The organism is Paenibacillus sp. J22P15, assembly GCF_056269345.1.
Map to the genome: position 1 here is coordinate 77,985 of NZ_JBWDNT010000015.1, position 23,275 is coordinate 101,259.

Consider the following 23,275-nt stretch of genomic DNA (forward strand, 5'->3'; position numbering starts at 1 on the left):
GGTTCCCATTTGCACACCACGGTTCATTTCAAGCTATGCCTCATTCTCTCTCAGCAAGCCTGAATTGTTCAACCTATTCCTCATCCGCCTTCTCAGCCAGCTTAAACTTCGTAACCTTCAATTTCCCGTCACGGTAAAAGCTAATTTCGATCTCGTCACCGATCTTTTTCTTATGGTACAAATATTTACGAAGCTCCATCGTACTGCCAATCGACTGACCATCCAGCTTAATGATCACATCATTGAACAGCAGGCCTGCATCCTTAGCGGGGCCAACCGCTTCGAGCACGATTACGCCATCAAAGATTTCATCTGGCAAGACAAGTTTCTGTCCACCCTCAAAAAGCTCTTCATCACTGGCATCAGCATCTTCATCCTCATGCGGAACATCACCTTCCGGCAAAATCCCTTCTTCGCCTGCGTTTCCGTACGCGTCCTCAAAGTCCTGCTGCTCCCAATACTGCTCCAGGTCCATTGTGTATACGCCAAGATATGGACGAGGCACATGTCCGAGTTTGATTAAGCTTTCAACGATTGGCATAGCCAGGTTAATTGGAATTGCAAAGCCAATGCCCTCTACGCCGAGATCAGCTATTTTCATACTGTTGATTCCAACTACGCGACCATTCAAATCAATAAGCGGTCCGCCGCTGTTTCCTTGGTTTATGGAGGCATCAATCTGAATAACCTCTTGCTCCCAGTCATACACACCATCTTGATTGAGCGATACCGGCACGATTTGTTTCGTCTTGCTCACACTGCCCGTTGTGACAGACTCCCCGAGTCCTAACGGATTTCCAATCGCGATAATATATTCAGCAGGGCGAAGCGTTGATGAATCGCCAATTTCTGCAACAACATCAATACCTTTAGCATCAATTTCAAGCACAGCAAGATCCGTAATTTGATCCTTGCCTACAACGCGTGCCTCACGCGCCTCTCCGTTCATCAATACAACTTTTACTTCCTGTGCCTGATCAATGACATGGTAATTCGTAATAATGATAGCTTTGCCATCCTTCTTGCTAATAATGACACCAGAGCCAACACCTGCTTCACGCAGCGTACCCTTTTCTTCCTCAAGCTCCGGGTCCGCTTTGCCATTCCCAATTCCGAGAGAAAACATCTGCTGATTAATGACGCTTACGACGGCCGGTCTTACTTTCGCTGAAGCCTGTATAGGACGCTCAAGCGGATCAACTAATTGAATACCTCCAGTAGCCGAAGCAGCTCCGCGGCCGTTGCTCGTGCCCCCATCACCGCCGCCAAATACGACACCAAACAACAGTGTTGCTGCGACCGCGCTTGTGATCGAGGATACAAATGCAATACGGACGTTGGACCACTTGCCATCTCGGCTTTTATATGGAAAAGCAAAGTCTCCCTTCTTACTCTCGCGAGCAGCACGCTTGGATACTTTGGTCGAATAAAAATCGTCGTCGAATAAGCTCATTACTATCGCTCCTCTCAATGACTTAGCCATCAAGACTATTTTTTCAATCTAGGAATGTTTTCGGAACAATTGACTAAAATAATAATAGATTCAAACAAAGCTATAAAAAAAGATTTTATTTATATTAAAAACTCTTTCCACCAAAGGAGAAATGCTAATATGAAAGCCAAAACCCCTGTCGCTTGGGAGCATGTTCAGCTTGCAGCAAAGCTAGCAGATTTAAAGGATGATCATTACCGTACCGTTCTCACCTTAAGTGCCATGCTAGAGTTATTCATAGATAAGGGCATTATTACAAGAGAAGAACTAAGTGCCAAGGCTGATGCGCTCGACGCGCAGCTGGAATCACTTATTTCTGCTTCACTACATCCCATGACGTAGGTCTGTCGTAATAGGTTGCGCGCAGCGGATGCTCTTCTTTCTTATAAAATATTCCATGATCCTCTAATATAGTATTCACGGTCAACATTGCCAAATCCATCTGGTTATGATCAAGGCTCAAATGAGCCAAATAGACACGTTTTGTTCGATCCGTCATAAGCTCAAGCAAAGCTTCGCCTGCAGCCACATTGGATAAATGGCCAACATCGCTCAATATGCGGCGCTTCGTATTCCATGGGTACCTGCCCATTCGAAGCATTTCCGTATCATGATTAGACTCCAGCACAAGTACATCGGAATCAATAATATGACGTTTAACCTTTTCACTTACATACCCAAGATCCGTTGCAAGACTCAGCTTCTCACCATTTTCAACAAAACAATAGCCTACAGGTTCTGCCGCATCATGCGAGATCGGATACGACTGTACCGCCATAGAACCGAAAGTCATCTCTTCACCTGTCTCCATAAACACGCGCTTCTCTGGAGCAATCGTTCCGACATGTCTTTCCATAGCAGCCCATGTTGCCTCGTTAGCATAAATCGGTAAATCATACTTGCGGGCAAAAGCACCCAAACCTTTAATATGATCGGAATGCTCATGCGTGACGAACAGTCCGTCCAATTGATGACCCGTCACTCCGCGCTCACGCATGAGCTCATCCAGCTTCTTCGCACTCATACCTGCATCTACAATCATCATCTTATCATTTCCCTGCACAATGGTCGCATTGCCGGTCGAGCCGCTTCCTAGTACTGTAAATCGAAGTCCCATAATTACTTATTCCTGTCCCTTCTCCTGCTCCCGTTAACGTAAACCGTTCGCTGCCGCTTCCTCTTGCTCGTCATCCGTTGCAACCTCGCCGCTGATGGCATGTACATAAAACATATGGCCATCCTCCAGCATAACCCGCCAAGATGGTACCGACACTTGCCTCTCCGAATCAAAGATTTGACCTTTATAGCCAAGCTGAATATCGGTGATAACTGCGCCATCTGGCAAATAAGTTTCAATCAAGCTCGCTACCACCTTCGCCGCTGGCAGCACCTGCTTCGCTTCGCCCGATCCGAGCAGCTCTACACGGTCCTGCAGAAATGATGTTATTTTCTGGTCCTTAATAAACAGCTTCAGCTTCACATCAAACATAGGACGTCCTTCGACTACTCGGTAAAAAACAAACTCGCCTACGCTGCTGTTTAGCAAATCGAACACATATTGGTCAAGCTCAGGAATACGGCCTCCGAGCGTCTTTAACAACTCTTTACTGGAATAAACAATCGTACTATCCACTGGCTCGTCCAATATGACCGGCTCCGCATTTTTACGGCTGTCGGAGTGAAGCAAATACGTTAAATCCTTTAGCTCAGGCGTTTCCAGCGACAGATTGGCCTCTAACGAAATGCGCTTTTGCTGCATAAGCAGCACCTTATCCTGCGGCAGCTCAGCCGTATTCACATTTATGTTCAGCTGTTCCCTGATATCCAGCCAAAGCTGATAGCCAAGTAACACATTGAGCAGCAAAAACGAAATAATAAGCACATTTTTCGCTCGTCCCCAATCCAATCGCCTTCACCCCCTAACCCTGTATCCTATTTTAAGGCTTGTTTAGAGAACCTTTTATGCCCGCGCCACCTACTGATAAGGCTACAGCTCCTGCATGGCTAGCAGTTGTTGCTTCATCCGGAGTGTCTGTTTTACCATTGGCCGCTCCGCCTTGTATAGCAGTCTCATCCTTCTGCACAGGAGGCGTATATCCAATTGGAAAAGCCTCAACCAACATTTCTTCTGTACCATCTGTCAGGCGGACAGCCCAGATCGGTCTGAACCGCATTCGTTTGTCATCGATCGGAGCCGCTTGCAGTGCTGGGAACAAAGCCACAATCTCACTGCGTCTAGCGTAACTGCTTAGTTCTCTCATCAGCTCTTCTCCTCCAGGCAACCACCGAACACTCCGCGATTCTGACTGTGGACTAAGCGTAATAAGCGATCTTGAATATTCCGTTACCACACCTTGTTGAAGACTAAGCTCCATATATCCGAAGCGGAACGGCTTTGCCTCCATAATGGGATACTGCTCGATATATTGTTTAAAACGAATCTCTTTGCCTTCGGCACCTGGCAGAGCGTTCACAAAACGATGGGTACCATCCCAGCCTCCATGCTGATTTACAAAGTCTACAGAGGCATATACGTTATCACTAAGCAGGTTTTCCGTAATTTGCGGCGCGCTTGGGTCCGTGTAGCTAATCCACTTTCCATTCTGCTCTACCTGCAATCCACGTTTGCCATCGGTATAAATTTGTGAGCCGCCTCGGTCTTCAATCGCTCTTGTCGTGCTGGGATCGAAGAACAAGCTTCGTTTCATCAAATCTGGCGAATAGGTCTCATAAGGAAACACCATATCCGTCGCCTGAATCGGTGCAAGAGGAATGTATAGACCGTCCGCTGTCATAGAGTATTTAGGCTGGAACTGTCCAAATTCAACATAATCCTGTACATCACGAACCGTTAGATCGGCCCGAACTGACTCATAGACCATTTCACCATCTGCACTAAAGAAGAAGGTGCGGATTTCCTCCGTACCTGTCGTCTTAAATATCCAAATCCGATCTATTGTCTCGTTCAGAAACAACAGATCCCCCTCCAGCTTCAGCAGCTTTTGTAGAAGCTCCACTGGAATACCATGATCGAACCGCAGTTCAATTCCAATATCGTTTTTCCGAATCTCTTCCCAGTTCAGCACATCCGAGGGACTCCGTTGAAATCCTTTAAATTCCCTGCCCTGTATACGCTGATTAAGAATCATCTCATAGAACTGTGTACCCGGATAAATAATGGTATGCTTATTGCCTCCCAAATGGATAACAAGCGCTTCTGGAAAAATAACACTCTCCACACTCGCAGCCTTCCCCATTGGTTCAGCATTAACATAATCTTGATCGCTCCTTACCGTAGCACCAAGTCCAGGCATGCTATACGCAAGCAAGTAGCTTTGCAGAAGGCTAAGCACGACAAGCGCAATAAGCGTAGTCGTCTTTATTTTCTCTTTCATGCCAGCTCGCCCCCTTCCTGCAGCAGCGGGAGAGTGAATGTAACCGTAGTACCTTCATTAAGCTCAGAATGCAGAGAAATCGTACCGCTATGCGCCTTTACAATTTCCCGGGCAATCGAAAGTCCTAAGCCGGTACCGCCCATATTGCGTGAACGAGCCTTATCTACCCGATAGAACCGGTCAAAAATACGATTCAAATCCTTCTTCGGAATACCAATACCAGTATCCTTCACACTAATGGCGAGCGACGTTGAATCGCCCTGCTTCTTAGCCGTCAATTCAATCGTTCCGCCATCGAGCGTATATTTGATCGCATTAGAAAATAAATTATCCAGCACTTGATCGATTTGATCGCGATCAAGCCAGGCGGAATCTAGTCCTTGATCAACACTCACTGCAGCTCTAATCGATTTCTGTCTCAGCTGGAATGAGAAGCGATCAGCTACTTCATCAAGCATGTCATGAATGTTGGTTTGTCTGCGTCGCAACGGGGCTTGATTGGAATCTAGCCGCGACAAGTGCAGCAGGTCGGTGACGAGCCTGATCATCCGCTCCGTTTCATTTCGAATAACACCAACAAACCGCTCCGACAATTCCCGTTCCTCAAGCGCACCATCATTAAGTGCTTCTGCGTAACTCTTAATCGTCGTAAGTGGTGTCCGCAGCTCATGTGAGACATTCGCAACGAACTGTCTCCGTGATTGCTCCAGCTTTTCTTGCTCCGTTACATCTTGAAGGAGTGCAATGGTTCCTGTTATCCCCTTATCACGACGATGAATAGGTGTGAAGGTCACTCTCAGTAGACCTTCATCATTATCGTCCATCCCCCGCTCATCAGCAACACGTTCAATGAGCAGCGTTTGTCCGCGTCCTTGCTGCAGCTCGTTCAGCTTCTGCTCCGACAATTCGAACAGCTCAGATAATTCGAGTCCTTCGCAGGAATGTACATCAAGCAGCTCCAACGCTCGACGATTCCATACGATTACTTTTCCGTTCTCATCTGCCGCGACGACACCATCGCTCATGTTGGAGAGCACCGAAGCAAGCTTCTCATTCTCCTCTTCATTAACCGATAGGGCTTCCTTGAGCCGAATCGTCATATCATTAAAGGCGATGCTCAAGCTGCCGATCTCATCATCGCCGAGCACCGGCACCTGAAGATCAAATTTTCCTTGCGAAATGGCTTCTGCTTGTCTTGTCAGACCTTTAATCGGGCTTGTAATCGTGTGTGCAAGCAATATGCCAAGCACGCCGGTCAATCCCAGCGCGATGAGTGTCCCCGAGAAAAAGATTTGATTAACCCTATTCACAGTCTCATACAGCTCATTCATAGACGCTACAACATATACGACCCCTACGACTTTGTTGTCGTTAATCGTTACTGGCTGAGCGATCATCTTCTTGCGTGTATTATCATCATCTATAATTTCTTGCTCATTATCGGTAATGTTTTGAAGCGCCCTGCTTACGGCGAGTGATTTGTTCTTTTGGCCAATATAGGCCTCATTGCTTTGAACAGACGTCGCCACCATTCTTCCATTTGAATCAAGCACCTGCACCTCTGCTCCGCTAATACTGAACAGATTACGAACGACTAAGCTGAGGTCCTCCGTCGTGCTTTCCGCGGAATTCCCCTCCGTATCAGGCTTAGCTGCTAGGCTCGGAGCAGCAAACTTAGATAAAATATCCGCTTGCTCCTTCAAATTTTTCGTGAAACTGTCGATTAAAGAGTTTTTGACCGTACTAATAAAATAAACACCGATTAACTGCATCGCCACTAATATAAGCAGCAAATAAATAATAACCAGCTTTACTTGAATTGTGCGAAAAAAACTTTTGCCCTTCATCCTGAGCCGATGCCCCCGGATTTGGAATTGCGCATCATATAGCCAAGACCGCGTCTAGTCATAATATACTCTGGGCGGCTTGGGTCATCCTCAATTTTCTCGCGCAGTCTTCTAATTGTAACATCAACGGTTCGCACGTCCCCGAAATACTCAAATCCCCATACGGCCTGAAGCAAATGCTCACGCGTCATAACCTTACCGCTGTTGCGGGCCATATAATATACCAACTCGTACTCGCGATGAGTAAGATCAAGCGGTACACCATCTTTATAAACTACGTACATATCCGTATCTACAAATAGATTGAACAGCTTAAAGCCCTGCTGTTCTTGCTCTACCGAACTATCCGAAGCGCCGCCTGAAGTATCGCTGCCCAGCGCACCGCCAGGCTTCTGCTGTCTACGCAAATGCGCCTTCACCCTTGCCAGCAGTTCCCTTGTGCTGAACGGCTTCGTCACATAATCATCGGCGCCTAGCTCAAGGCCTAGCACCTTATCAATCTCCGTATCCTTAGCTGTCAGCATAATAATTGGCATTTGCAGCTTAGTACGAACCTCGCGGCATACATCCATTCCGTCCTTTACAGGCAGCATCAAATCCAGCAAAATCAGGTCAGGCAGCTCCTCGAAAGCAAGCCGTACCGCCTCACCGCCGTCGAAAGCGCAAATTACCTGATGCCCTTCCTTCTCCAAATTAAACTTTATTATATCTGCAATCGGCTGTTCGTCATCGACCACTAATATTTTTCCGTGCATCGTTACACCCGCCCGTCGCTTGTCCTTTGTTATATCTTCTATTTTAGCACACGTTATCCCTTCCTTCACAATGAAACTTCCCTCATGTTGCACGGTTTTTCCTATGTTTGTCTCCAATGCGTCAAACCAGCAGAAAAGGCTCGTTTCTCCCCGCTATTTCTTAACGCCAAACAAAAAAAAGAAACACTTCGCAAATGCGAAAGCGTTTCTTATCGATTTAATTGGGGTATAAATTATAAGTACTTTAATGGGTTCTGCAAAGAACCATTCTTGTACACTTCAAAATGTAAATGAACACCGGTAGAATTGCCTGTGCTGCCCATAATAGCGATTGTGTCACCCTTCTCAACAATATCTCCTACACTAGTCTTGTAAGAACTGAGGTGACCATATACGGTTTTGTATCCGTTTTTGTGATTAATAATAACCGTCTTGCCTAGACCTGGCTTGGTGCCTACAAACTCAACTTTTCCTGTATCAGAAGCATGAATGTTCTTGTTTCCTGTGAGGTCAATGCCGTTATGCATACGTCCCCAGCGCTGTCCATACTTACTTGTCAATCTTGAGCCTGTAACAGGCATTGCAAAATGCCCTGATCCTTCACCCAAAACGACCTTCGTTCCACGCTCAACGATTTTTGGAGTTGCTTTTTTAATAATTTCCTTTGAAAGAAGCTCTTCGGTAACGACATAACCATTTTGCTTCACGATACGATAAGTCATACGCTTAGAACCCGGTGTACCATTAGACAATGTCTTCGACTCGCCGACACGCATGCTTTCATTTTTCTTTATTTCAACTGGCGGATCTATCGTTTCAACTTCAATTAAGTTTTCTGTTGTTTTTACTGTTAGCTCTGGCTGCAGCACCGTCAGGTCGAGCACATCGCCAACCGTAAGCTTATCATCTTCAATCCACGCGTTGTTCTTATAAATAACCTCAGGGGAAATATCAAATTTCTGTGCGATACAGCCTACACAATCGCCTGCTTGTACCGTATATTTAGTTGGTTGAATGCTGCCCTGAACGAGCATTTTGTAAATTGCTTCTGCTTCCATAATTTGCTGCGGATCCGTATCCACCGATTCCATCATAACAGCTTCAATGAATTCAACTTCTGTAACCTCGCGTCCTGGCACTTTCTCTGCTGCCTTAGATGCAATCGCAGGTTCATTCGCATCTCTATTATTAAACGATAGAGACTTTACTTCTTTTTCCTTCTTCTTAGCTGCGGCAAGCTTAGGGGCAAACTTGCTTTGTACGCGCAGCAAAATATCATCCGCAGTCTGTTGGTCTTTCGCGATACCCACTACTTTTCCGTCAACCTTGACTTCGACGCCAACCGCATGAGAAGTAAACAAACCTTCGAGCTTGTCCAGCGTTACATCGGTTTCAGGAACTGCTTTGAATGCTTGATCAAGCTCATAGGTAATCGTTCCTGTATCAAGCACCATATTAATACCTGGGTTAGCTTGCTGAACCTGTTCGGTTTCTAACAAAACTAGCTGCTCTACTTCTTCTGGATCACTTACGGTTCCAACTGCTGTTCCATTCATATATACGTTATAAAATTCGACTGTGTTTGCTTGGAGGTATTGGATTCCGCTAAATCCGGCTATTGTGAGGAGTACGAGCGCCCCGCCCGCTAACTGAACCGGCTTTTTTCGCCAAAAAGGCGTTTTTACCAAATCATTTGCGGATTGTTGCTGTGTCTTGCCATTCGTTGGTTGCGATCGGTCATGCCGAAAGTAATGAATCGCTTGATTCCATACTTTCTGAATCCGACCCTTGTCCCTGAAAACGGTCATGATTGTCTCCTTTTCGCGCTAATGCAACTATTTTTGTGAAATCCGACATAAAAAAAGACGAGTAATCCTGTCGGATCGTTCGCCTAATACTTTATCATACGCCCAACAATTGGAGCAACCTTTACACGCCATTCACAATATTAATATTTTTTCAGAATCTCCATCATTTGACCGTATTCGGTCTTGTCGAGATGTTGTGCCATTATTTGTTGAATCGCTGTCAGTTCTTGTTCCGTCAGTCCATTTTCGATATATTGAGAGATGGTTTGCAACGATTCTTGCGGTAATTTACTCATCAGAAGTTCAAACAATTTTTCCTTATCCTCATCGCTTATTTGATCCTTTACCTCGGTTAAATCCTCTGTCGTCATGGCTGTCTCCGTATTATCGACACCTGATGTTCCTTCTTCAACACTCCCAGCCTCAGTCGCAGCACTGCTGCCTGCCTCACTGCCGCCTCCTATACCTATATCTGTAAGCGGAGGGTCCGTTGCCTGACCAAACGCATCTATTGCCGCCGGAGGCTCAGCCTCATCGCTATTACCCGTATTCGCTTCTGCTTCTGGAGTATCCTCAGCTGGCGCCTTATTCTCTTCTTTTTCTACTAAATCCGTTTTCACTAGCGGATCTGCTCCCCATAACTTCCCCCATACCCCTGACATCGCCATAGGCGGTACTTCAAGCGGCAAATTGAATTGTTTTAATATCGTTTCAACATAACTTGTCACAATATACCCGGTCGTCCAAATAGATAGGAAGCTTACGATTAAACCTGCTGCGACAATCTTCGCCAGCCATTCTATTTTTTTCAACATACTCACACCAACCCCTTCGTTCCGCAGCTGACAAAATTCTCTTTAACAGCTAGACTCTCCATAATCTGTTATATATCATTATGGTCAACATTAAGGGCTGTCATTCTCCCAAACCTATTAAATTCCCAATCTACGTACGTTTTTATCCATTTAATGCACTAATTTTTGTTTCAAAAATTCAAAACGAAAGCACAACAAAAAAAGGATGACCCGAAGGCCACCCATTTTTCTTTTATATATTCTATTCGTAAATCGGACGAACTGGATTTGTTTGCTCACGGTTACGGCCAACTGAGAAGATCGCAATTGGAATACCTGTAAGCTCGGATACACGGTTCAAGTAGTTACGCGTGTTTTCTGGAAGATCATCAAGCGTTTTTGCACCAGTGATATCCTCTGACCAACCCGGATACTCTTCGTAAATCGCTTCGCACTCTGAAACCATTTTGAGGCTAGCTGGGTAAGTATCGATAACCTCGCCGCGCAATTTGTAGCCTGTGCAAATTTTAACCGTTTCAAGACCTGTAAGAACATCCAGCGAGTTGAGCGATAGACCAGTAATACCGCTAACACGGCGTGCATGACGTACAACCACCGTATCGAACCAGCCTACACGACGCGGACGGCCTGTTACTGTACCGTATTCATGACCTTTGTCACGAATCATTTGACCGATTTCGTTATCTTGCTCGGTTGGGAAAGGACCATCGCCTACACGAGTCGTGTACGCTTTAGCAACACCGATTACTTGTTGAATTTTGGATGGACCAACGCCAGATCCGATGCACACGCCGCCAGCTGATGGGTTGGAGGACGTTACGTACGGGTATGTTCCTTGGTCGATATCAAGCATAACGCCTTGAGCGCCTTCGAACAATACTTTCTGACCTGCATCAATAGCATCGTTTAGGATAACAGAAGTATCGGTTACATATTTGCGAAGCACCTCTGCATAACCAAGATAGTCGCTAACGATGGAATCAGCATCAAGATGCGCTCCGCCGTATACTTGCTCAATCAGTTGGTTTTTCTCGATAATAATGCTGCGAACTCTTGTTTCAAACTCTTCAGCATCCATCAGATCAGCGATACGAATACCGTTACGAGCCGCTTTGTCCATGTAGCAAGGGCCGATACCTTTACGTGTTGTGCCGATTTTGTTATCGCCCTTACGATCTTCTTCAAGACCATCAAGTACAAGGTGATAAGGCATAATGACATGAGCACGATCACTAATTTTCAAGTTATCCGTTGAGAAACCATTGTCGTGAATATAGTTAATTTCGTCGATCAGCGCTTCCGGATTAATAACCATTCCGTTACCGATGACGCAAGTTTTATCATGATTGAAAATACCCGATGGAATCATCGTCAATTTATATTTTTTGTTATCAATAAGGATGGTGTGTCCGGCATTGTTTCCTCCTTGGTAACGAGCGACGACGTCGGCTCCCTCTGCCAAGTAATCAGTGATTTTGCCTTTACCTTCGTCTCCCCACTGTGTACCAACTACAACAACCGTAGACATAATTATACCCCCGTCCGGTGTTTATAAGCACCGAAAATTACCATCGCAATGTTATGTATACACAAGCTTTCGTTTATACAAAGGCACTGTGTTACAAGTCAAAAGACAGCATTAATAGTGTAGCAGTCCGACTTCTAGAAGTCAAACGAAAAACGAACAATTGCATACCTACCTATGCAATTGTTCGGATATTCAAGATGCTTGCATCGGATCTTGATGCGCGCGATCAATACTTACGAATTTATTGTACTTTTTGAGGAAGACAAGCTCCACTGTACCTACCGGTCCATTCCGCTGCTTCGCGATAATGATCTCAATAATATCCTTCTTCTCAGACTCTTTATCGTAATAATCATCACGGTACAAGAAAGATACGATATCAGCATCTTGCTCAATTGACCCTGATTCCCGAAGGTCAGACATCATTGGACGCTTGTCCTGCCGCTGCTCAACACCCCGGCTGAGCTGTGAAAGAGCGATTACGGGAACTTCGAGCTCACGTGCGATTTGTTTCAAGGTCCGCGAGATTTCGGATACCTCTTGCTGCCTATTCTCGCCTGCTTTTCCGCGGCCGGAAATGAGCTGCAAGTAGTCAATAAGAATCATGCCGAGTCCCTTTTCTTTTTTCAAACGACGACATTTGGCACGAATTTCTGCGACGGTAATACCTGGCGTATCATCAATAAAAATTTGTGCTTCCGAGAGTGATCCAATCGCCATCGTCAGCTTCTCCCAGTCATCGCCTTCGAGATGGCCTGTCCGCATGCGCTGTGCATCAACGTTAGCCTCCGCACAAATCATACGCTGTACAAGCTGTGCCGCTGACATCTCCAGACTGAAGATAGCGACTGTCTCACGAGCACGAACACCGACATTTTGAGCGATATTAAGCGCAAAAGCCGTTTTACCTACGGATGGACGAGCAGCTACGATAATAAGGTCACTTCGCTGGAAACCAGCCGTCATGCGATCCAAATCCGTAAAGCCGGATGGAATGCCTGTCGTTCCACCTTTATCTTGATACAACTGCTCGACCTTCTCGAATACCTCCATCAATACATCTCTTATGGAGATAAAACCGCTGCCTGAGCGTCGATTCGATATTTCTAGAATTTTTTTCTCTGCATCGCCGAGAAGTACGCCTACATCCTCCGAATTGGCATAACCATCGGATACGATGTTAGTTGCTGTACGGATAAGCCGTCTCAGCATCGATTTCTCTTCTACGATTTGTGCATAATAGTCAACGTTTGCTGCTGTAGGCACTGAATTAGCAAGCTTCGCCAGATAGCTGACTCCGCCTATTTCTTCAAGCAAATGCTGATCCTGCAAATGCGCGGTCAAGGTCACGAGGTCAACCGGCTGGTTGTTCTCTGCAATCTCGACCATCGCTTCATAAATTTGTCGATGAGGACCGCTATAGAAGTCTTCGCTGCGCACCCGCTCCATTGCTGTGATAAGGGCCTCCGCATGCAGCAATATGGCTCCAATGACGGCTTGCTCGGCTTCTAAGTTTTGCGGTGGAACACGATCAAACATCAATTCATTGCTCATGGGTACCTCCTAAAGGTTTTCTTCGAAAGCCCACTTCGTAAGCATAGGCCTACAGGTTTTCGAAGAAAACCACATCGTAAGCATAAGCTAAGGTTTGCGTAGCAAACCTACTTCGTAAGCATAGGCCAAAGGTTTTCTTCGAAAACCTACTTCGTAAGCCTGCCTTCTATTCTTCAGACGCCTGCACGTTCAGCTTCGCTTTCACTTCAGGATGAAGCTTCACAAGCACCTGTGTAACGCCTAGCGTACGGATCGGATCTTCAAGCTCGATTTTACGTTTATCAACCTTAATGCCTTGCGCTGCCAGCGCTTCACCGATTTGCTTGCTCGTGATGGCACCAAACAATCTGCCGCCTTCGCCCGCTTTGGTCTTAATCACGACAGTCATATCTTCCATCTTCTTGGCAAGTGTCTGCGCGTCTTCTTTTTCTTTCTCCTTGCGCTTCTGCTCGGATGCATGCTGCACCTCAAGCGTCTTCAGGTTGCCGTCCGAAGCCAACTTCGCGAGTCCCTGCGGCAATAGAAAATTACGTACATATCCTTCGGAAAGATCTTTCACTTGCCCTTTCTTTCCTTGTCCTTTAACATCCTGCAAAAAGATTACTTTCATTCAAATAACCCCTCTTCTGTTTCAATTTCGTCTAAAACCTGTTTCAGACGTTCGGCTACTTCGACTACTGATCCTTCGAGCTGAGCAGCAGCATTCGTTAAATGCCCGCCTCCGCCCATTCTCTCCATGACGACCTGTACATTCATATGGCCAAGCGAACGTGCGCTAATGCCAATCAGACCATCGGAACGCTCCCCGATTACGAAGGAAGCGAGTATATCCGTCATATTCAGCAGCGTATCCGCTGATTGCGCGATGAGCAGCTGTGAATATTTACGACCGCTTTCGGTAACTGCAATGGCCACGTGCTCATATAGCACCTCGGCATGCTTAATGATTTCCGCCTTGCGCACGTATTCCTCAAGATCCTCTTTCAGCATCCGCTGAATCATCATCGAGTCTGCGCCATTACGGCGCAGGAAGGATGCTGCTTCGAACGTTCTCGCACCCGTGCGAAGCGAGAAGCTCTTCGTATCTACTGTGATGCCGGCAAGCAGCGCCGTTGATTCCCGTACATCAAGTACGACACGGTCATGAATATACTGCAGAAGCTCTGTTACGAGTTCACAAGTTGATGAAGCGTAAGGCTCCATATAAATTAATATCGCATTCGCGATAAATTCCTCACTGCGGCGATGATGATCGACAACGACGATACGGTCGGTTTGAGTAAGCAGCTTAGGCTCCTTCACCATGGACACTTTATGCGTATCAACTACGACAGCCAGCGTCTGAGGCGTTATTAATGCCGAAGCCTGCTCCGGTGAGACAAACCGCTTAGAGAGCTTCTCGTCTTCACGGATGAGCTCCATCATTTTCTGAATCGCCGGGTTAACACCCTCCAGCACGATATATGCCTCTTTACCGAACAGCTGCGCTGCCTTCATGACGCCGATGGCAGCCCCTATTGCATCCATATCGGGCATCTTGTGCCCCATAATGACTACATTGTGGCTCTCGCGTATCAAATCACGAAGTGCATGTGCGACTACCCGTGCGCGTACGCGTGTCCGCTTCTCCACTGCATTCGATTTTCCGCCGTAGAAGGACTGGCGGCTGCCAACCTTCACTGCGGCCTGATCTCCGCCTCGTCCAAGCGCAATGTCGAGACTCATATGCGCCCATTGACCAAGCTCAATAATATGCTCAGCCCCTGCTGCAAAACCGATGCTTAGAGTAACTGGGATTTTGTGATCACCAGTAATGTCTCTAACCTCATCGAGCACGACAAACCGAGATTGTTCAAGCTGCTTCAACGTTTTCTGATCTGTCACCAGTAGAAAACGGTCTGAGGTAAGCCTTTTTAAAAAAATATGATATTTTTGAGCCCATTCCGTAATTTCTGTCGTAACCTTGGCCAGCATGGAGCTGCGTTGATGATCATCGAGGCCCTGCGTAACTTCCTCTAGATTATCAATCATCACAACACCGAGTACGAGCTTCTCATCATCGTATTTGCGGCCAAGCTGCCAGAGATCGGTTATGTTTTTCACATAGAGAATACGTTCCTTCGGCTTAAAGATCAGCTGGTAAACCTGTGAGCCCACAGCCGCTTCAATCGTGCCTTCACGTTCCTTAACTTGCTGTAAGGTTGGGAAAATCTCCGCAAGCGGAATACCAATAACGGATTCCTTATCTACCACACTGGAAATATAAGGGTTATGCCACTCTACAACTCGATCTTCGTTATATAAAATAATTCCGAAAGGAAGCTCGCTGACGACATCATTGCCAACCTTCTTAACTCGGTATGACAACGTGCCTAAATACGATTTCAAATCTTTGCGGAAAGCGCGTTCTGCCAATATGGTATAGAACAAAACGCCTCCTGTGAGCAGTAATCCGAGCAGACCAAGCAGCCACTCGAACCAAGCAAGCCCTACAGTCATAAGCACCATCAATGCAAATGCCCATATTTGATGCATTCCGTGCCAGCGTGTAACCAAAAACTTCGGCATTTCCTATCCGCTCCTGTGCTATGGTTTCGTAAACGACTTACGGATTGGGAAAGCAGTATCCAGCACGCCAATTAAGCTGAGCGGCGGGATCAAAAGCACCGGAATCGCAATAATAATCGGCACCGCTTTATTCCATCCTCGTTGATGAGCAAGGAAGAAGAAAAATCCGACAGCCTGAAACGCAAAAACATAACTAAGCAAAGGAACCAAGTTCATTAAAGCCACTGAAAAAAAAGAATCGTTCGTCGTCGACGAGAACAGCTCCATCACATAAGTAATTAAATACAAAAAAACGAGTATGCGAGGCAAACGCCATTCTCTAGCACGCGTAAATCTAGGTAAGTCCGGTCCGCCGCTCCACTTTACAGCTCTGCGAGCTGCAAATTGCGAGACAGCAGTGACAACAAACGCAATCATAATGAAGGTTACAGGAATAGAATTGACCATCGTGGTAATAACAGCTTCCGTTAGGTCCGAATTCCATTCTGTAGGCAGGTATTGCTTCGTCATTAGTTCCTCAACAGTTAACCGGATAAATGCTCGTAATTCTTTGATGAGTGATATATTCAAGAGCACCTCGAATATAACAAGCTCAAGCATTAATTGAGCAAGAATCACGACGCTGACCGTCCGAACGACTTTAGAGGCGGGTGCTTGTTTCTTGAACAAGTGACCCATCACAATAGACGGTATGAGGAAAAACAATCCAATAATAAGCGTAGCTGGTCCGCCGATAATGAAGGATAGCGCCCATACTGGAAGCAAATGCAGCACAAATGACTTTGGCGACAGCGTCGTATAAAGCACGACATACGGCACCATGAGCAGCAACATTGAAATAATGTTAAATAGCGGTACTAGAAGGGACAATAATAAAAGGAGTGCCGTAAAGCTCCACAGCACTGGTTTCAAGCCGGTTCTCAAACCGTTCACCTCTTGCTTATTTAATCTGGTTTCTTACGAAACTTTTACAACTCATTATAACATAAAAGCTGTACATATCACGCACATTCCCATAGGCACACTCTTTTGCCGAACGTGCTGCTTTGGAGCTCCCTATATAAGAAAAAGGCGGAACGCCTAGCTTATTCCGCCTTACATCTTATTATATTGCCCTGCTGAGTTTGAAAATAGTACCTAAATAAGGACGCATTAGCTGCCGCTTTTTATTGATCATGCAGCACTTTATGCTGCTCCATAATAATTTTCTGACAGTAATCAATGATTTCGCTCCTGCGAACAATTCCGATAAATCGGTTCATATCATCAACAACGGGAACAAAGTTTTGCACCTTCGCCAGCGAGATCAGATCATCCATATTGGCGTCGATCCGCACGGTCTTATTATTCAATCGAAGCGGTACATCGATAAGCTTCACCTTATTGGTTTGCTCCAGCGACATATCCGAATGATTCTTAAAATACCACAATAGATCGCCTTCCGTAACCGTACCTGCATATCCCCCGTCATTAGTAATGATAGGAACTGCCGTGTAGCGATGGTATTCCATACGCTCAAGCGTTTGTCGTAATGTTACATCCTGGGTTACACATACGACCTCTTGCTTCGGCAACAAAAAAAACGCAATATTCATATTTTCCAACCACTCCGTTCCGTTTGCTGTTTCCATTCCAATTGGTCGAAGGCAACAGCGCGGTTCAGAGCAATCAGCATTATTTCTGCTTCGTTGTAGATTCGCTGCTCGACAGCATATCTACCTCTTCTACCTTATCCACTGTGTACTTATCCGGCAATATAAGGCTGGATGCAGGTGTATCTGCGTCTAACCAGTTCTTAATCATCGTCTGTACCTTCGCCAAGTCATCATCATCGGCAAAATAATACCATGCCCCTCCGCTGTGCAAACGACGCCCTTCACCAGTCAACGAATGACTGTAGATCTGACGCTCCTTCGCTTGCAGCATGCTCTGACCTAAGTCTACTAGCTGCTGAGGACGCATATCCGTACTGAAATTATCGCCCATAATATCGAAGAGCTCTGGCACCTTGGACCATTGATTCATTTGCTTCGCTTTATCCATTAGCTGATTCAAAAAAATCTGATGCCGCTCTGTACGATTTATGTCACCGCCAGCATCCTCACGGTATCGTACATAATTAAGCGCATCCTGGCCATTATAAGTGTCCTGGCCTGCTTTAATGACAAACTTCTCATGATCAGCATCATCATTAACCATATCTTCTTCAATAGGGAGTGCGATTCCTCCAAGCGTGTCTATCACATCACGGAAACCTTCAAAGTTAATAGAAGCGTAATGCTGAATCGGCGAGTCAAGAAACTTTTCGACCGTATCCATCGCCATTCCTGCTCCGCCAAATGCGTAAGCATGCGTGATTTTATCCTCTTTGTTCCTTCCGACAATCTCCACGTAAGTATCGCGAGGAATCGAGACCATAAGCATCTCGCCGTCATTCGGACGTACGACCGTATAGATCATGGTGTCGGATCGTCCCGTTTCCTTGCCGCGTTGATCGACACCAAGCAGCAGGATAGAGAATGGATCTTGCTTCTTTTTTATTGTACTAACCGGAACGGGCTCCCGTCCATCGATTGGTTTATACGTTTGTTCTAATTGCTTCTTAACACTGCCCTCAAAGAACCAGTCAAACCCTAGCATAGCCAATGTCCCGCGATTAAAAAAACCAACTACGCCAAGAATGAGCACGGCAATGGATGCCGTGTATAACCATTTACGTCTATTCATAATATGATGGCCTCTCCTATCTTATCAATTCTTTTATAAATACGCATACTAAGTTTAGACGATAATATGTCGAAACAAGTTACAAATCTTTTACAAAGTATTGATTCCATTTCTGGATATTTTTTAATAAAACAAAGAGGTCTATCGGATTCGTATGACGAATACAATCATTGCAAGAGTAGGTAAAATAGAAAGGGTGAACCTCTTGAATCAACCCCCAATCATACATCCAGACCACTCATCAACGGGACTTGACCCGAAAGTTGCTGGCTTGCTTTGCTATCTATTAGGCTTTATTACCGGCATTTTATTCCTTGTGCTGGAGAAGAAAAGCCGCTTCGTCAGACTGCATGCCGTACAATCGATCGTCGTGTCCGTCGTTTTCATCGTTGCTAATCTAATATTAGGCGTTATTCCAATTATCGGCTGGCTGCTAGGCATACTGCTTATTCCGATCGGTTTCGTCTTGTGGATCGGTCTCATGCTTCTTACGCTGCAAGGAAAGCTAAATAAACTGCCTGTAATCGGAGATTGGTCAGAACAGCAAGCGAGCAAGTTCTAATTATCAACCTCAAAAAATGGACGGCCTTTGCCGTTCTTTTTTATTTATAACTAAAAGTTCATAAGAACTACTCAATAAACCATGCCAATTAACTCGCAAATGCTAGAGAACGGCTAATATCAATTAGCCAGCTACTCTAAATCGGTAAAATTGAGCTTTTGCAGCCTTTTACCACTTATTCAGCGGTTTGATGAATAGGCAGAAAGTTCGTACTATTAAGTGACAACAAAAAAATATGAAGATGAAGGATTGTGAAAACTAATTATGGGTATAGGACTTAATCTGTTTTTGTTTGCTTTACTAATTGTGTTAACTGCTTTTTTCGTAGCTACTGAATTTGCAATCATTAAGCTTCGTTCGAGCCGTGTCGACCAATTAGTCGTTGAAGGTAAGAGAAACGCCATTGCCGTTCAACGGGTTACAAGCAATTTGGATGGATACCTATCTGCCTGTCAGCTTGGCATTACGATTACAGCGCTTGGACTTGGTTGGCTCGGAGAGCCTACCGTTGAAAAACTTCTTCTTCCCTTATTCGAGCATTGGAATTTCAACGATGATGTCAGTCACATTTTGTCGTTTCTAATCGCCTTTCTAGTCATTACCTTTATTCATGTTGTTGTAGGTGAGCTTGCTCCAAAGTCTGTCGCCATTCAGAAGGCAGAGCTTGTCAGTTTCGTTGTCGTAAAGCCAATTATTCTCTTCTATAAAATCATGTACCCTTTCATCTGGGTATTGAACGGCTCCGCTAATGCTTTGGTTCGTTTGTTCGGCTTAAAACCAGCCAAGGAGCATGAAAATGCTCATACAGAAGAAGAAATTCAAATCATTCTGACAGACAGCCTAGAAAGCGGAAAAATTAACAATACGGAATATGGCTACGTAAATCGGATCTTTGCTTTTGACGAAATTTTAGCCAGAGAAATTATGGTTCCGCGTACCGATATGACCGTCCTATATAAGAACAATACACTTCAACAAAATATGGATATTATTCGTAAGGAGCAGTACACCCGCTTCCCTGTTGCTGGTGACAGCAAAGACCAGATTGTCGGGATGATCAATACGAAACAATTATTTCTTCAATATCAAGTAAACAAAGAAATCGATTTGCAAACACTTATTCAGCCGGTAATGTCTGTATCCGAAGTTCTGCCTGTAAAAACATTGTTGAAACGGATGCAGCAGGAACGTGTACACTTTGCCATCGTCGTTGATGAATATGGCGGTACATCCGGCCTTGTAACCATTGAAGATATTTTAGAAGAAATTGTCGGTGATATTCGTGATGAATTTGATGCTGATGAGCGAAAAGATATCGAAATACTGTCAGATACCTCGTATCTTTTGGACGGTAAAGTTTCACTTGTAGAGCTTGGCGACCTCATCGGTGCGGAGCTTGAGCGTGAAGAAGTCGATACCGTCGGCGGCTGGCTCTATAGTGAAATGGACGATGCTAAACCGGGCAAACAATTCGGATTTCATAATCTAACCTTTACCATTCGAGAAGTAAGCAAGCATCGTATCAACAAAGTAGAGCTAACGATTGGCCCCGCCCTTCGTCGACTCGAACCTAAAGCAGGCTAATAACAAAAAAAGGAAGGCACTCCACTCCGGTGCCCTCCTTTTTTAGTTCCTATCCTATTTACTCGCTTTCGGCATCGTATTTATCTATTTCAAACTGCTAATGAAATATCGCTTAATCTAAGGACCGTTCTCTTTTTTTCTCCTCATGATACAGGGAGGATCGGTTTTTGAACCAATCAAACAAGTGAATCACGATAACCTTGATTACCGCATATCCAGGAACCGCAAGAACGATACCTGCGAGACCAAATAAATTACCTGCCGTCAAAATAACGAAAATAATGGTGATTGGGTGAATCTGCAAGCTTTTGCCCATAATTTGCGGTGAAATGAATTTACCCTCAATAAACTGAACGATAGTCCAGATGACCACCATTTTTAGAAGCATGACAGGTGAAGTAACCATTGCCACAATTAAGGCCGGTGTGATGGCGATTGCAGGTCCTAGGTATGGGATAACGCTTGTACAGGCAGCAACTAAGGCAAGTACAAGTGAATACTCCAGTCCAATAACCAGGTATCCGATATATAGCAGCAGCCCAATACAGAAGCTTACGATGATTTGCCCCCTTATATAGCTGCTAATTTGACCGTTCATCTCTGCCATGATTCGTTTCGTTTGCTCCTGCAGCTTGCTTGGCAGGACACTGACGATAGTTTGCGGCAGTTTTTTGCCATCCTTCAGCAGGTAAAATAATATAAACGGAAGCATCAATATTGCGAGAATAACCTCCTTGAGCGCCCCTACAAATGAGCCTACGCTCGCTAATGTTCCGTTGAGCAGAGCAGTCGCTTGCTCCGTAATATTGGACGTTAACTTCTCAGGATTTAAATTAAACCATTCTTGCATCTGAATAAATCCCGCACTGTCCATAAAGTCCTCAAATTTATGCCGTAATTGTTCCCCGTACTTAGGAAAGCTGTTCACGAAACCTACTGCTTGCCCATTAAGAAATGGAATAACTGCGACCAATAATATGGTGATTAGTCCTGCGCCAAGCAAGAAGAGCATAACAATAGAGAATATCCGCTTTACACCCTTACGCTCCAAAAAATCAACTACTGGATTGAGCAAATAATAAGCAATCCCTGCCAATATGACAGGCAGCAGCAACGTTTTTAGCAGCACCGTTACGGGTGTGAAAATGTATGAAATTTTAGTCAGCACCATAATATTAAGTCCAATGAGTAACAAAACAAGCAGGAATAATACGAATTTGTTATTTAAAATAAATCGTTTAAACCGCTCGGTTCCTGTTCTGTTATTTTCCATCGTTATGCTCCCTCTCTCTGTTCTTCTCATACAAGTGATTATTTTGACTAATTGTAGCATTACTTTAAATAAAAACGCGAATGACAGGCTTACAACATTTTATATGCAACTTCCCGCTTCTCCATCGCGTATCATATCTTATGTTAACAACGATTCTAGGAGGGATTTCATTGTCTATATTTAAACGACTTCGTGACCTTACTTTATCGAATGTATATACCTTAATTGAGAAAGCAGAAGATCCTGTTAAGCTAACCGATCAATATATTCGCGATATGCAAGAGGATCTTGCAGATGCGGAGAAAGCAGTCGCGGCGCAGATTGCTATTGAGAAGAAATTCAAGCAGCTATATGAAGAGCAAGCTCAGCTTGTAGAGAAGCGCGGCGAGCAAGCACACCTTGCAGCACAATCCCAAAACATTGATCTCGCACGGCGCGCCCTTGAGGAGAAGAAATCAGCTGAGCAGAAGTCTACCGAATACAAAGCAAGCTTTGATCAGAATAAATTGCTAGCGGATAATCTGCGCGGCAAGCTTGATGAGATGCGTAAGCAGCTTACCGACCTTAAGAATAAGCGTGAAACGCTCGTCGCTCGTTACAACGCGGCCAAAGCACAAACAGAGATCAATAAAGCCATGTCAGGCTTCGGTACCGATTCAGCTGCTGCAGGCATGAAGCGCATGGAAGAAAAAATGCTGCAAATGGAAGCACAAGCCGAAGCGAGCAATGAAATGAGCTCCAGAGGGAAATCACTTGATGATGAGTTCGAGAAGCTCGGTAAGGACAAAGCCGTCGAGGATGAGCTCGCGGCTCTCATGAAGCAATACGAGAAGCAATAGCTACTACTTTTGATTACAAACATCGTATAGTGTGACCGCTGGTGTTAGGAATCGGATTGCCGGTTTTAACTGACAGCGGTTATTTTTATAAATTAGAAACGTTGGAGGTACTCACGATGTCTTGGATTGATCTTATTCGAATTCCGGTTTGGACAGGTGCTGGAGCCATTTTACTCGTCATCATCATGTTCTTGGATTCACGCTTCACGAAGTACAATGATTTGCAGGAAATAAAAAAAGGGAATACCGCAGTAACGACTCGTTTTGCACTCAAGTTATTTGCCCAAGCGTATATTTTGTCCCAATCCATCAGTAAATCAAGTGAAATGTGGGAAGCCCTCGCCATCTCGCTCATTTCCTTCGTTCTATTGCTCCTGCTGGAGTGGATCGTCGAGAAAGTCGTCATCGCTATAAGCGGTATGAAGCTGGAGCAAGGTATTCATGAAGGCAAAGTCAGTTATGCCCTCTTTGCAGGTTCCCTTCATGTCGCCGGTGCATTGATTATCGGGTCTATTTAACTTTGAAGAA

At 45.1% G+C, this 23,275-nt stretch carries 21 protein-coding genes; 5 read left to right on the forward strand and 16 right to left on the reverse strand.

Translation table 11 applies throughout. From position 1 onward, the window contains the following. Window positions 1-73 precede the first annotated feature (73 nt). The gene (locus AC0YN6_RS23090; RefSeq protein WP_475749739.1) at window positions 74-1,453 is read right to left on the reverse strand and encodes a S1C family serine protease; all 1,380 of its coding nucleotides are present in this window, start codon (window positions 1,451-1,453) and stop codon (window positions 74-76) included. A gap of 159 nt (window positions 1,454-1,612) precedes the next feature. Between AC0YN6_RS23090 and AC0YN6_RS23095 the strand changes: the two genes are divergently transcribed. Next, window positions 1,613-1,834 (forward strand): hypothetical protein, encoded by a 222-nt coding sequence (locus AC0YN6_RS23095; protein WP_475749740.1) that lies wholly within the window; start codon window positions 1,613-1,615, stop codon window positions 1,832-1,834. Here the strand turns inward: AC0YN6_RS23095 and AC0YN6_RS23100 are convergent. The 14 genes from AC0YN6_RS23100 to AC0YN6_RS23165 form a co-directional block, all read right to left on the reverse strand. Next, window positions 1,803-2,609, reverse strand: coding sequence for an MBL fold metallo-hydrolase (locus AC0YN6_RS23100; RefSeq protein WP_475749741.1), 807 nt, complete (start codon window positions 2,607-2,609; stop codon window positions 1,803-1,805). The genes AC0YN6_RS23095 and AC0YN6_RS23100 overlap by 32 nt on opposite strands. A gap of 33 nt (window positions 2,610-2,642) precedes the next feature. Beyond that, entirely contained in the window at window positions 2,643-3,398 is a 756-nt protein-coding gene (yycI, locus tag AC0YN6_RS23105) for a two-component system regulatory protein YycI (RefSeq protein WP_475749742.1), read from the reverse strand. Between the two features lie 31 nt (window positions 3,399-3,429). After that, on the reverse strand, window positions 3,430-4,887 hold the full coding sequence (locus AC0YN6_RS23110; RefSeq protein WP_475749743.1) for a YycH family regulatory protein: 1,458 nt from the start codon (window positions 4,885-4,887) through the stop codon (window positions 3,430-3,432). Then, a complete protein-coding gene (walK, locus tag AC0YN6_RS23115) occupies window positions 4,884-6,734 on the reverse strand; it encodes a cell wall metabolism sensor histidine kinase WalK (protein WP_475749744.1) in 1,851 nt (616 codons plus the stop codon). Before walK ends, AC0YN6_RS23110 begins: the two co-directional genes overlap by 4 nt. Next, window positions 6,731-7,489, reverse strand: coding sequence for a response regulator YycF (gene yycF, locus AC0YN6_RS23120; protein WP_475749745.1), 759 nt, complete (start codon window positions 7,487-7,489; stop codon window positions 6,731-6,733). The genes walK and yycF overlap by 4 nt, the downstream gene beginning before the upstream one ends. A 233-nt stretch (window positions 7,490-7,722) precedes the next feature. Next, on the reverse strand, window positions 7,723-9,297 hold the full coding sequence (locus AC0YN6_RS23125) for a LysM peptidoglycan-binding domain-containing M23 family metallopeptidase (RefSeq protein WP_475749746.1): 1,575 nt from the start codon (window positions 9,295-9,297) through the stop codon (window positions 7,723-7,725). Between the two features lie 140 nt (window positions 9,298-9,437). Beyond that, the gene (locus AC0YN6_RS23130; protein ID WP_475749747.1) at window positions 9,438-10,112 is read right to left on the reverse strand and encodes a hypothetical protein; all 675 of its coding nucleotides are present in this window, start codon (window positions 10,110-10,112) and stop codon (window positions 9,438-9,440) included. Window positions 10,113-10,353: 241 nt separating this feature from the next. Continuing rightward, window positions 10,354-11,640 (reverse strand): adenylosuccinate synthase, encoded by a 1,287-nt coding sequence (locus AC0YN6_RS23135; protein ID WP_475749748.1) that lies wholly within the window; start codon window positions 11,638-11,640, stop codon window positions 10,354-10,356. 192 nt (window positions 11,641-11,832) lie between these two features. Then, on the reverse strand, window positions 11,833-13,194 hold the full coding sequence (gene dnaB / locus AC0YN6_RS23140) for a replicative DNA helicase (RefSeq protein WP_475749749.1): 1,362 nt from the start codon (window positions 13,192-13,194) through the stop codon (window positions 11,833-11,835). A gap of 166 nt (window positions 13,195-13,360) precedes the next feature. After that, window positions 13,361-13,804: a 50S ribosomal protein L9 gene (gene rplI, locus AC0YN6_RS23145; RefSeq protein WP_475749750.1), complete on the reverse strand. Its 444-nt coding sequence runs from the start codon at window positions 13,802-13,804 to the stop codon at window positions 13,361-13,363. Further along, entirely contained in the window at window positions 13,801-15,762 is a 1,962-nt protein-coding gene (locus AC0YN6_RS23150) for a DHH family phosphoesterase (protein ID WP_475749751.1), read from the reverse strand. Before AC0YN6_RS23150 ends, rplI begins: the two co-directional genes overlap by 4 nt. 18 nt (window positions 15,763-15,780) lie before the next feature. After that, entirely contained in the window at window positions 15,781-16,686 is a 906-nt protein-coding gene (locus tag AC0YN6_RS23155; RefSeq protein WP_475749752.1) for a DUF2232 domain-containing protein, read from the reverse strand. A gap of 242 nt (window positions 16,687-16,928) precedes the next feature. Further along, the gene (locus AC0YN6_RS23160; protein ID WP_475749753.1) at window positions 16,929-17,357 is read right to left on the reverse strand and encodes a CBS domain-containing protein; all 429 of its coding nucleotides are present in this window, start codon (window positions 17,355-17,357) and stop codon (window positions 16,929-16,931) included. Between the two features lie 79 nt (window positions 17,358-17,436). Beyond that, entirely contained in the window at window positions 17,437-18,489 is a 1,053-nt protein-coding gene (locus AC0YN6_RS23165; protein ID WP_475749754.1) for an LCP family protein, read from the reverse strand. A 154-nt stretch (window positions 18,490-18,643) separates the two neighbouring features. On the opposite strand from AC0YN6_RS23165, the gene AC0YN6_RS23170 reads away from it, so the two are divergent. Both AC0YN6_RS23170 and AC0YN6_RS23175 read left to right on the forward strand, forming a co-directional pair. Then, window positions 18,644-19,051: a DUF4870 domain-containing protein gene (locus AC0YN6_RS23170; RefSeq protein ID WP_475749755.1), complete on the forward strand. Its 408-nt coding sequence runs from the start codon at window positions 18,644-18,646 to the stop codon at window positions 19,049-19,051. Window positions 19,052-19,315: 264 nt separating this feature from the next. Further along, window positions 19,316-20,635 (forward strand): hemolysin family protein, encoded by a 1,320-nt coding sequence (locus AC0YN6_RS23175; protein ID WP_475749756.1) that lies wholly within the window; start codon window positions 19,316-19,318, stop codon window positions 20,633-20,635. Window positions 20,636-20,747: 112 nt separating this feature from the next. Here the strand turns inward: AC0YN6_RS23175 and AC0YN6_RS23180 are convergent, their stop codons facing one another. Then, on the reverse strand, window positions 20,748-21,908 hold the full coding sequence (locus AC0YN6_RS23180; RefSeq protein WP_475749757.1) for an AI-2E family transporter: 1,161 nt from the start codon (window positions 21,906-21,908) through the stop codon (window positions 20,748-20,750). A 170-nt stretch (window positions 21,909-22,078) separates the two neighbouring features. On the opposite strand from AC0YN6_RS23180, the gene AC0YN6_RS23185 reads away from it, so the two are divergent. Beyond that, the gene (locus AC0YN6_RS23185; RefSeq protein ID WP_475749758.1) at window positions 22,079-22,747 is read left to right on the forward strand and encodes a PspA/IM30 family protein; all 669 of its coding nucleotides are present in this window, start codon (window positions 22,079-22,081) and stop codon (window positions 22,745-22,747) included. A 116-nt stretch (window positions 22,748-22,863) separates the two neighbouring features. Continuing rightward, window positions 22,864-23,265 carry a DUF350 domain-containing protein gene (locus tag AC0YN6_RS23190; protein WP_475749759.1) on the forward strand — a complete coding sequence of 134 codons (402 nt, stop codon included), beginning with the start codon at window positions 22,864-22,866 and terminating at the stop codon, window positions 23,263-23,265. The last annotated feature ends 10 nt before the right edge of the window (window positions 23,266-23,275 follow it).

Coding starts and splice junctions, on each gene's coding strand:
- AC0YN6_RS23090 (WP_475749739.1), bottom strand. CDS start 1,453: ATGAGCTTATTCGACGACGATTTTTATTCGACCAAAGTATCCAAGCGT.
- AC0YN6_RS23095 (WP_475749740.1), top strand. CDS start 1,613: ATGAAAGCCAAAACCCCTGTCGCTTGGGAGCATGTTCAGCTTGCAGCA.
- AC0YN6_RS23100 (WP_475749741.1), bottom strand. CDS start 2,609: ATGGGACTTCGATTTACAGTACTAGGAAGCGGCTCGACCGGCAATGCG.
- AC0YN6_RS23110 (WP_475749743.1), bottom strand. CDS start 4,887: ATGAAAGAGAAAATAAAGACGACTACGCTTATTGCGCTTGTCGTGCTT.
- walK (WP_475749744.1), bottom strand. CDS start 6,734: ATGAAGGGCAAAAGTTTTTTTCGCACAATTCAAGTAAAGCTGGTTATT.
- yycF (WP_475749745.1), bottom strand. CDS start 7,489: ATGCACGGAAAAATATTAGTGGTCGATGACGAACAGCCGATTGCAGAT.
- AC0YN6_RS23125 (WP_475749746.1), bottom strand. CDS start 9,297: ATGACCGTTTTCAGGGACAAGGGTCGGATTCAGAAAGTATGGAATCAA.
- AC0YN6_RS23130 (WP_475749747.1), bottom strand. CDS start 10,112: ATGTTGAAAAAAATAGAATGGCTGGCGAAGATTGTCGCAGCAGGTTTA.
- AC0YN6_RS23135 (WP_475749748.1), bottom strand. CDS start 11,640: ATGTCTACGGTTGTTGTAGTTGGTACACAGTGGGGAGACGAAGGTAAA.
- dnaB (WP_475749749.1), bottom strand. CDS start 13,194: ATGAGCAATGAATTGATGTTTGATCGTGTTCCACCGCAAAACTTAGAA.
- rplI (WP_475749750.1), bottom strand. CDS start 13,804: ATGAAAGTAATCTTTTTGCAGGATGTTAAAGGACAAGGAAAGAAAGGG.
- AC0YN6_RS23150 (WP_475749751.1), bottom strand. CDS start 15,762: ATGCCGAAGTTTTTGGTTACACGCTGGCACGGAATGCATCAAATATGG.
- AC0YN6_RS23160 (WP_475749753.1), bottom strand. CDS start 17,357: ATGAATATTGCGTTTTTTTTGTTGCCGAAGCAAGAGGTCGTATGTGTA.
- AC0YN6_RS23165 (WP_475749754.1), bottom strand. CDS start 18,489: ATGAATAGACGTAAATGGTTATACACGGCATCCATTGCCGTGCTCATT.
- AC0YN6_RS23170 (WP_475749755.1), top strand. CDS start 18,644: ATGACGAATACAATCATTGCAAGAGTAGGTAAAATAGAAAGGGTGAAC.
- AC0YN6_RS23175 (WP_475749756.1), top strand. CDS start 19,316: ATGGGTATAGGACTTAATCTGTTTTTGTTTGCTTTACTAATTGTGTTA.
- AC0YN6_RS23180 (WP_475749757.1), bottom strand. CDS start 21,908: ATGGAAAATAACAGAACAGGAACCGAGCGGTTTAAACGATTTATTTTA.
- AC0YN6_RS23190 (WP_475749759.1), top strand. CDS start 22,864: ATGTCTTGGATTGATCTTATTCGAATTCCGGTTTGGACAGGTGCTGGA.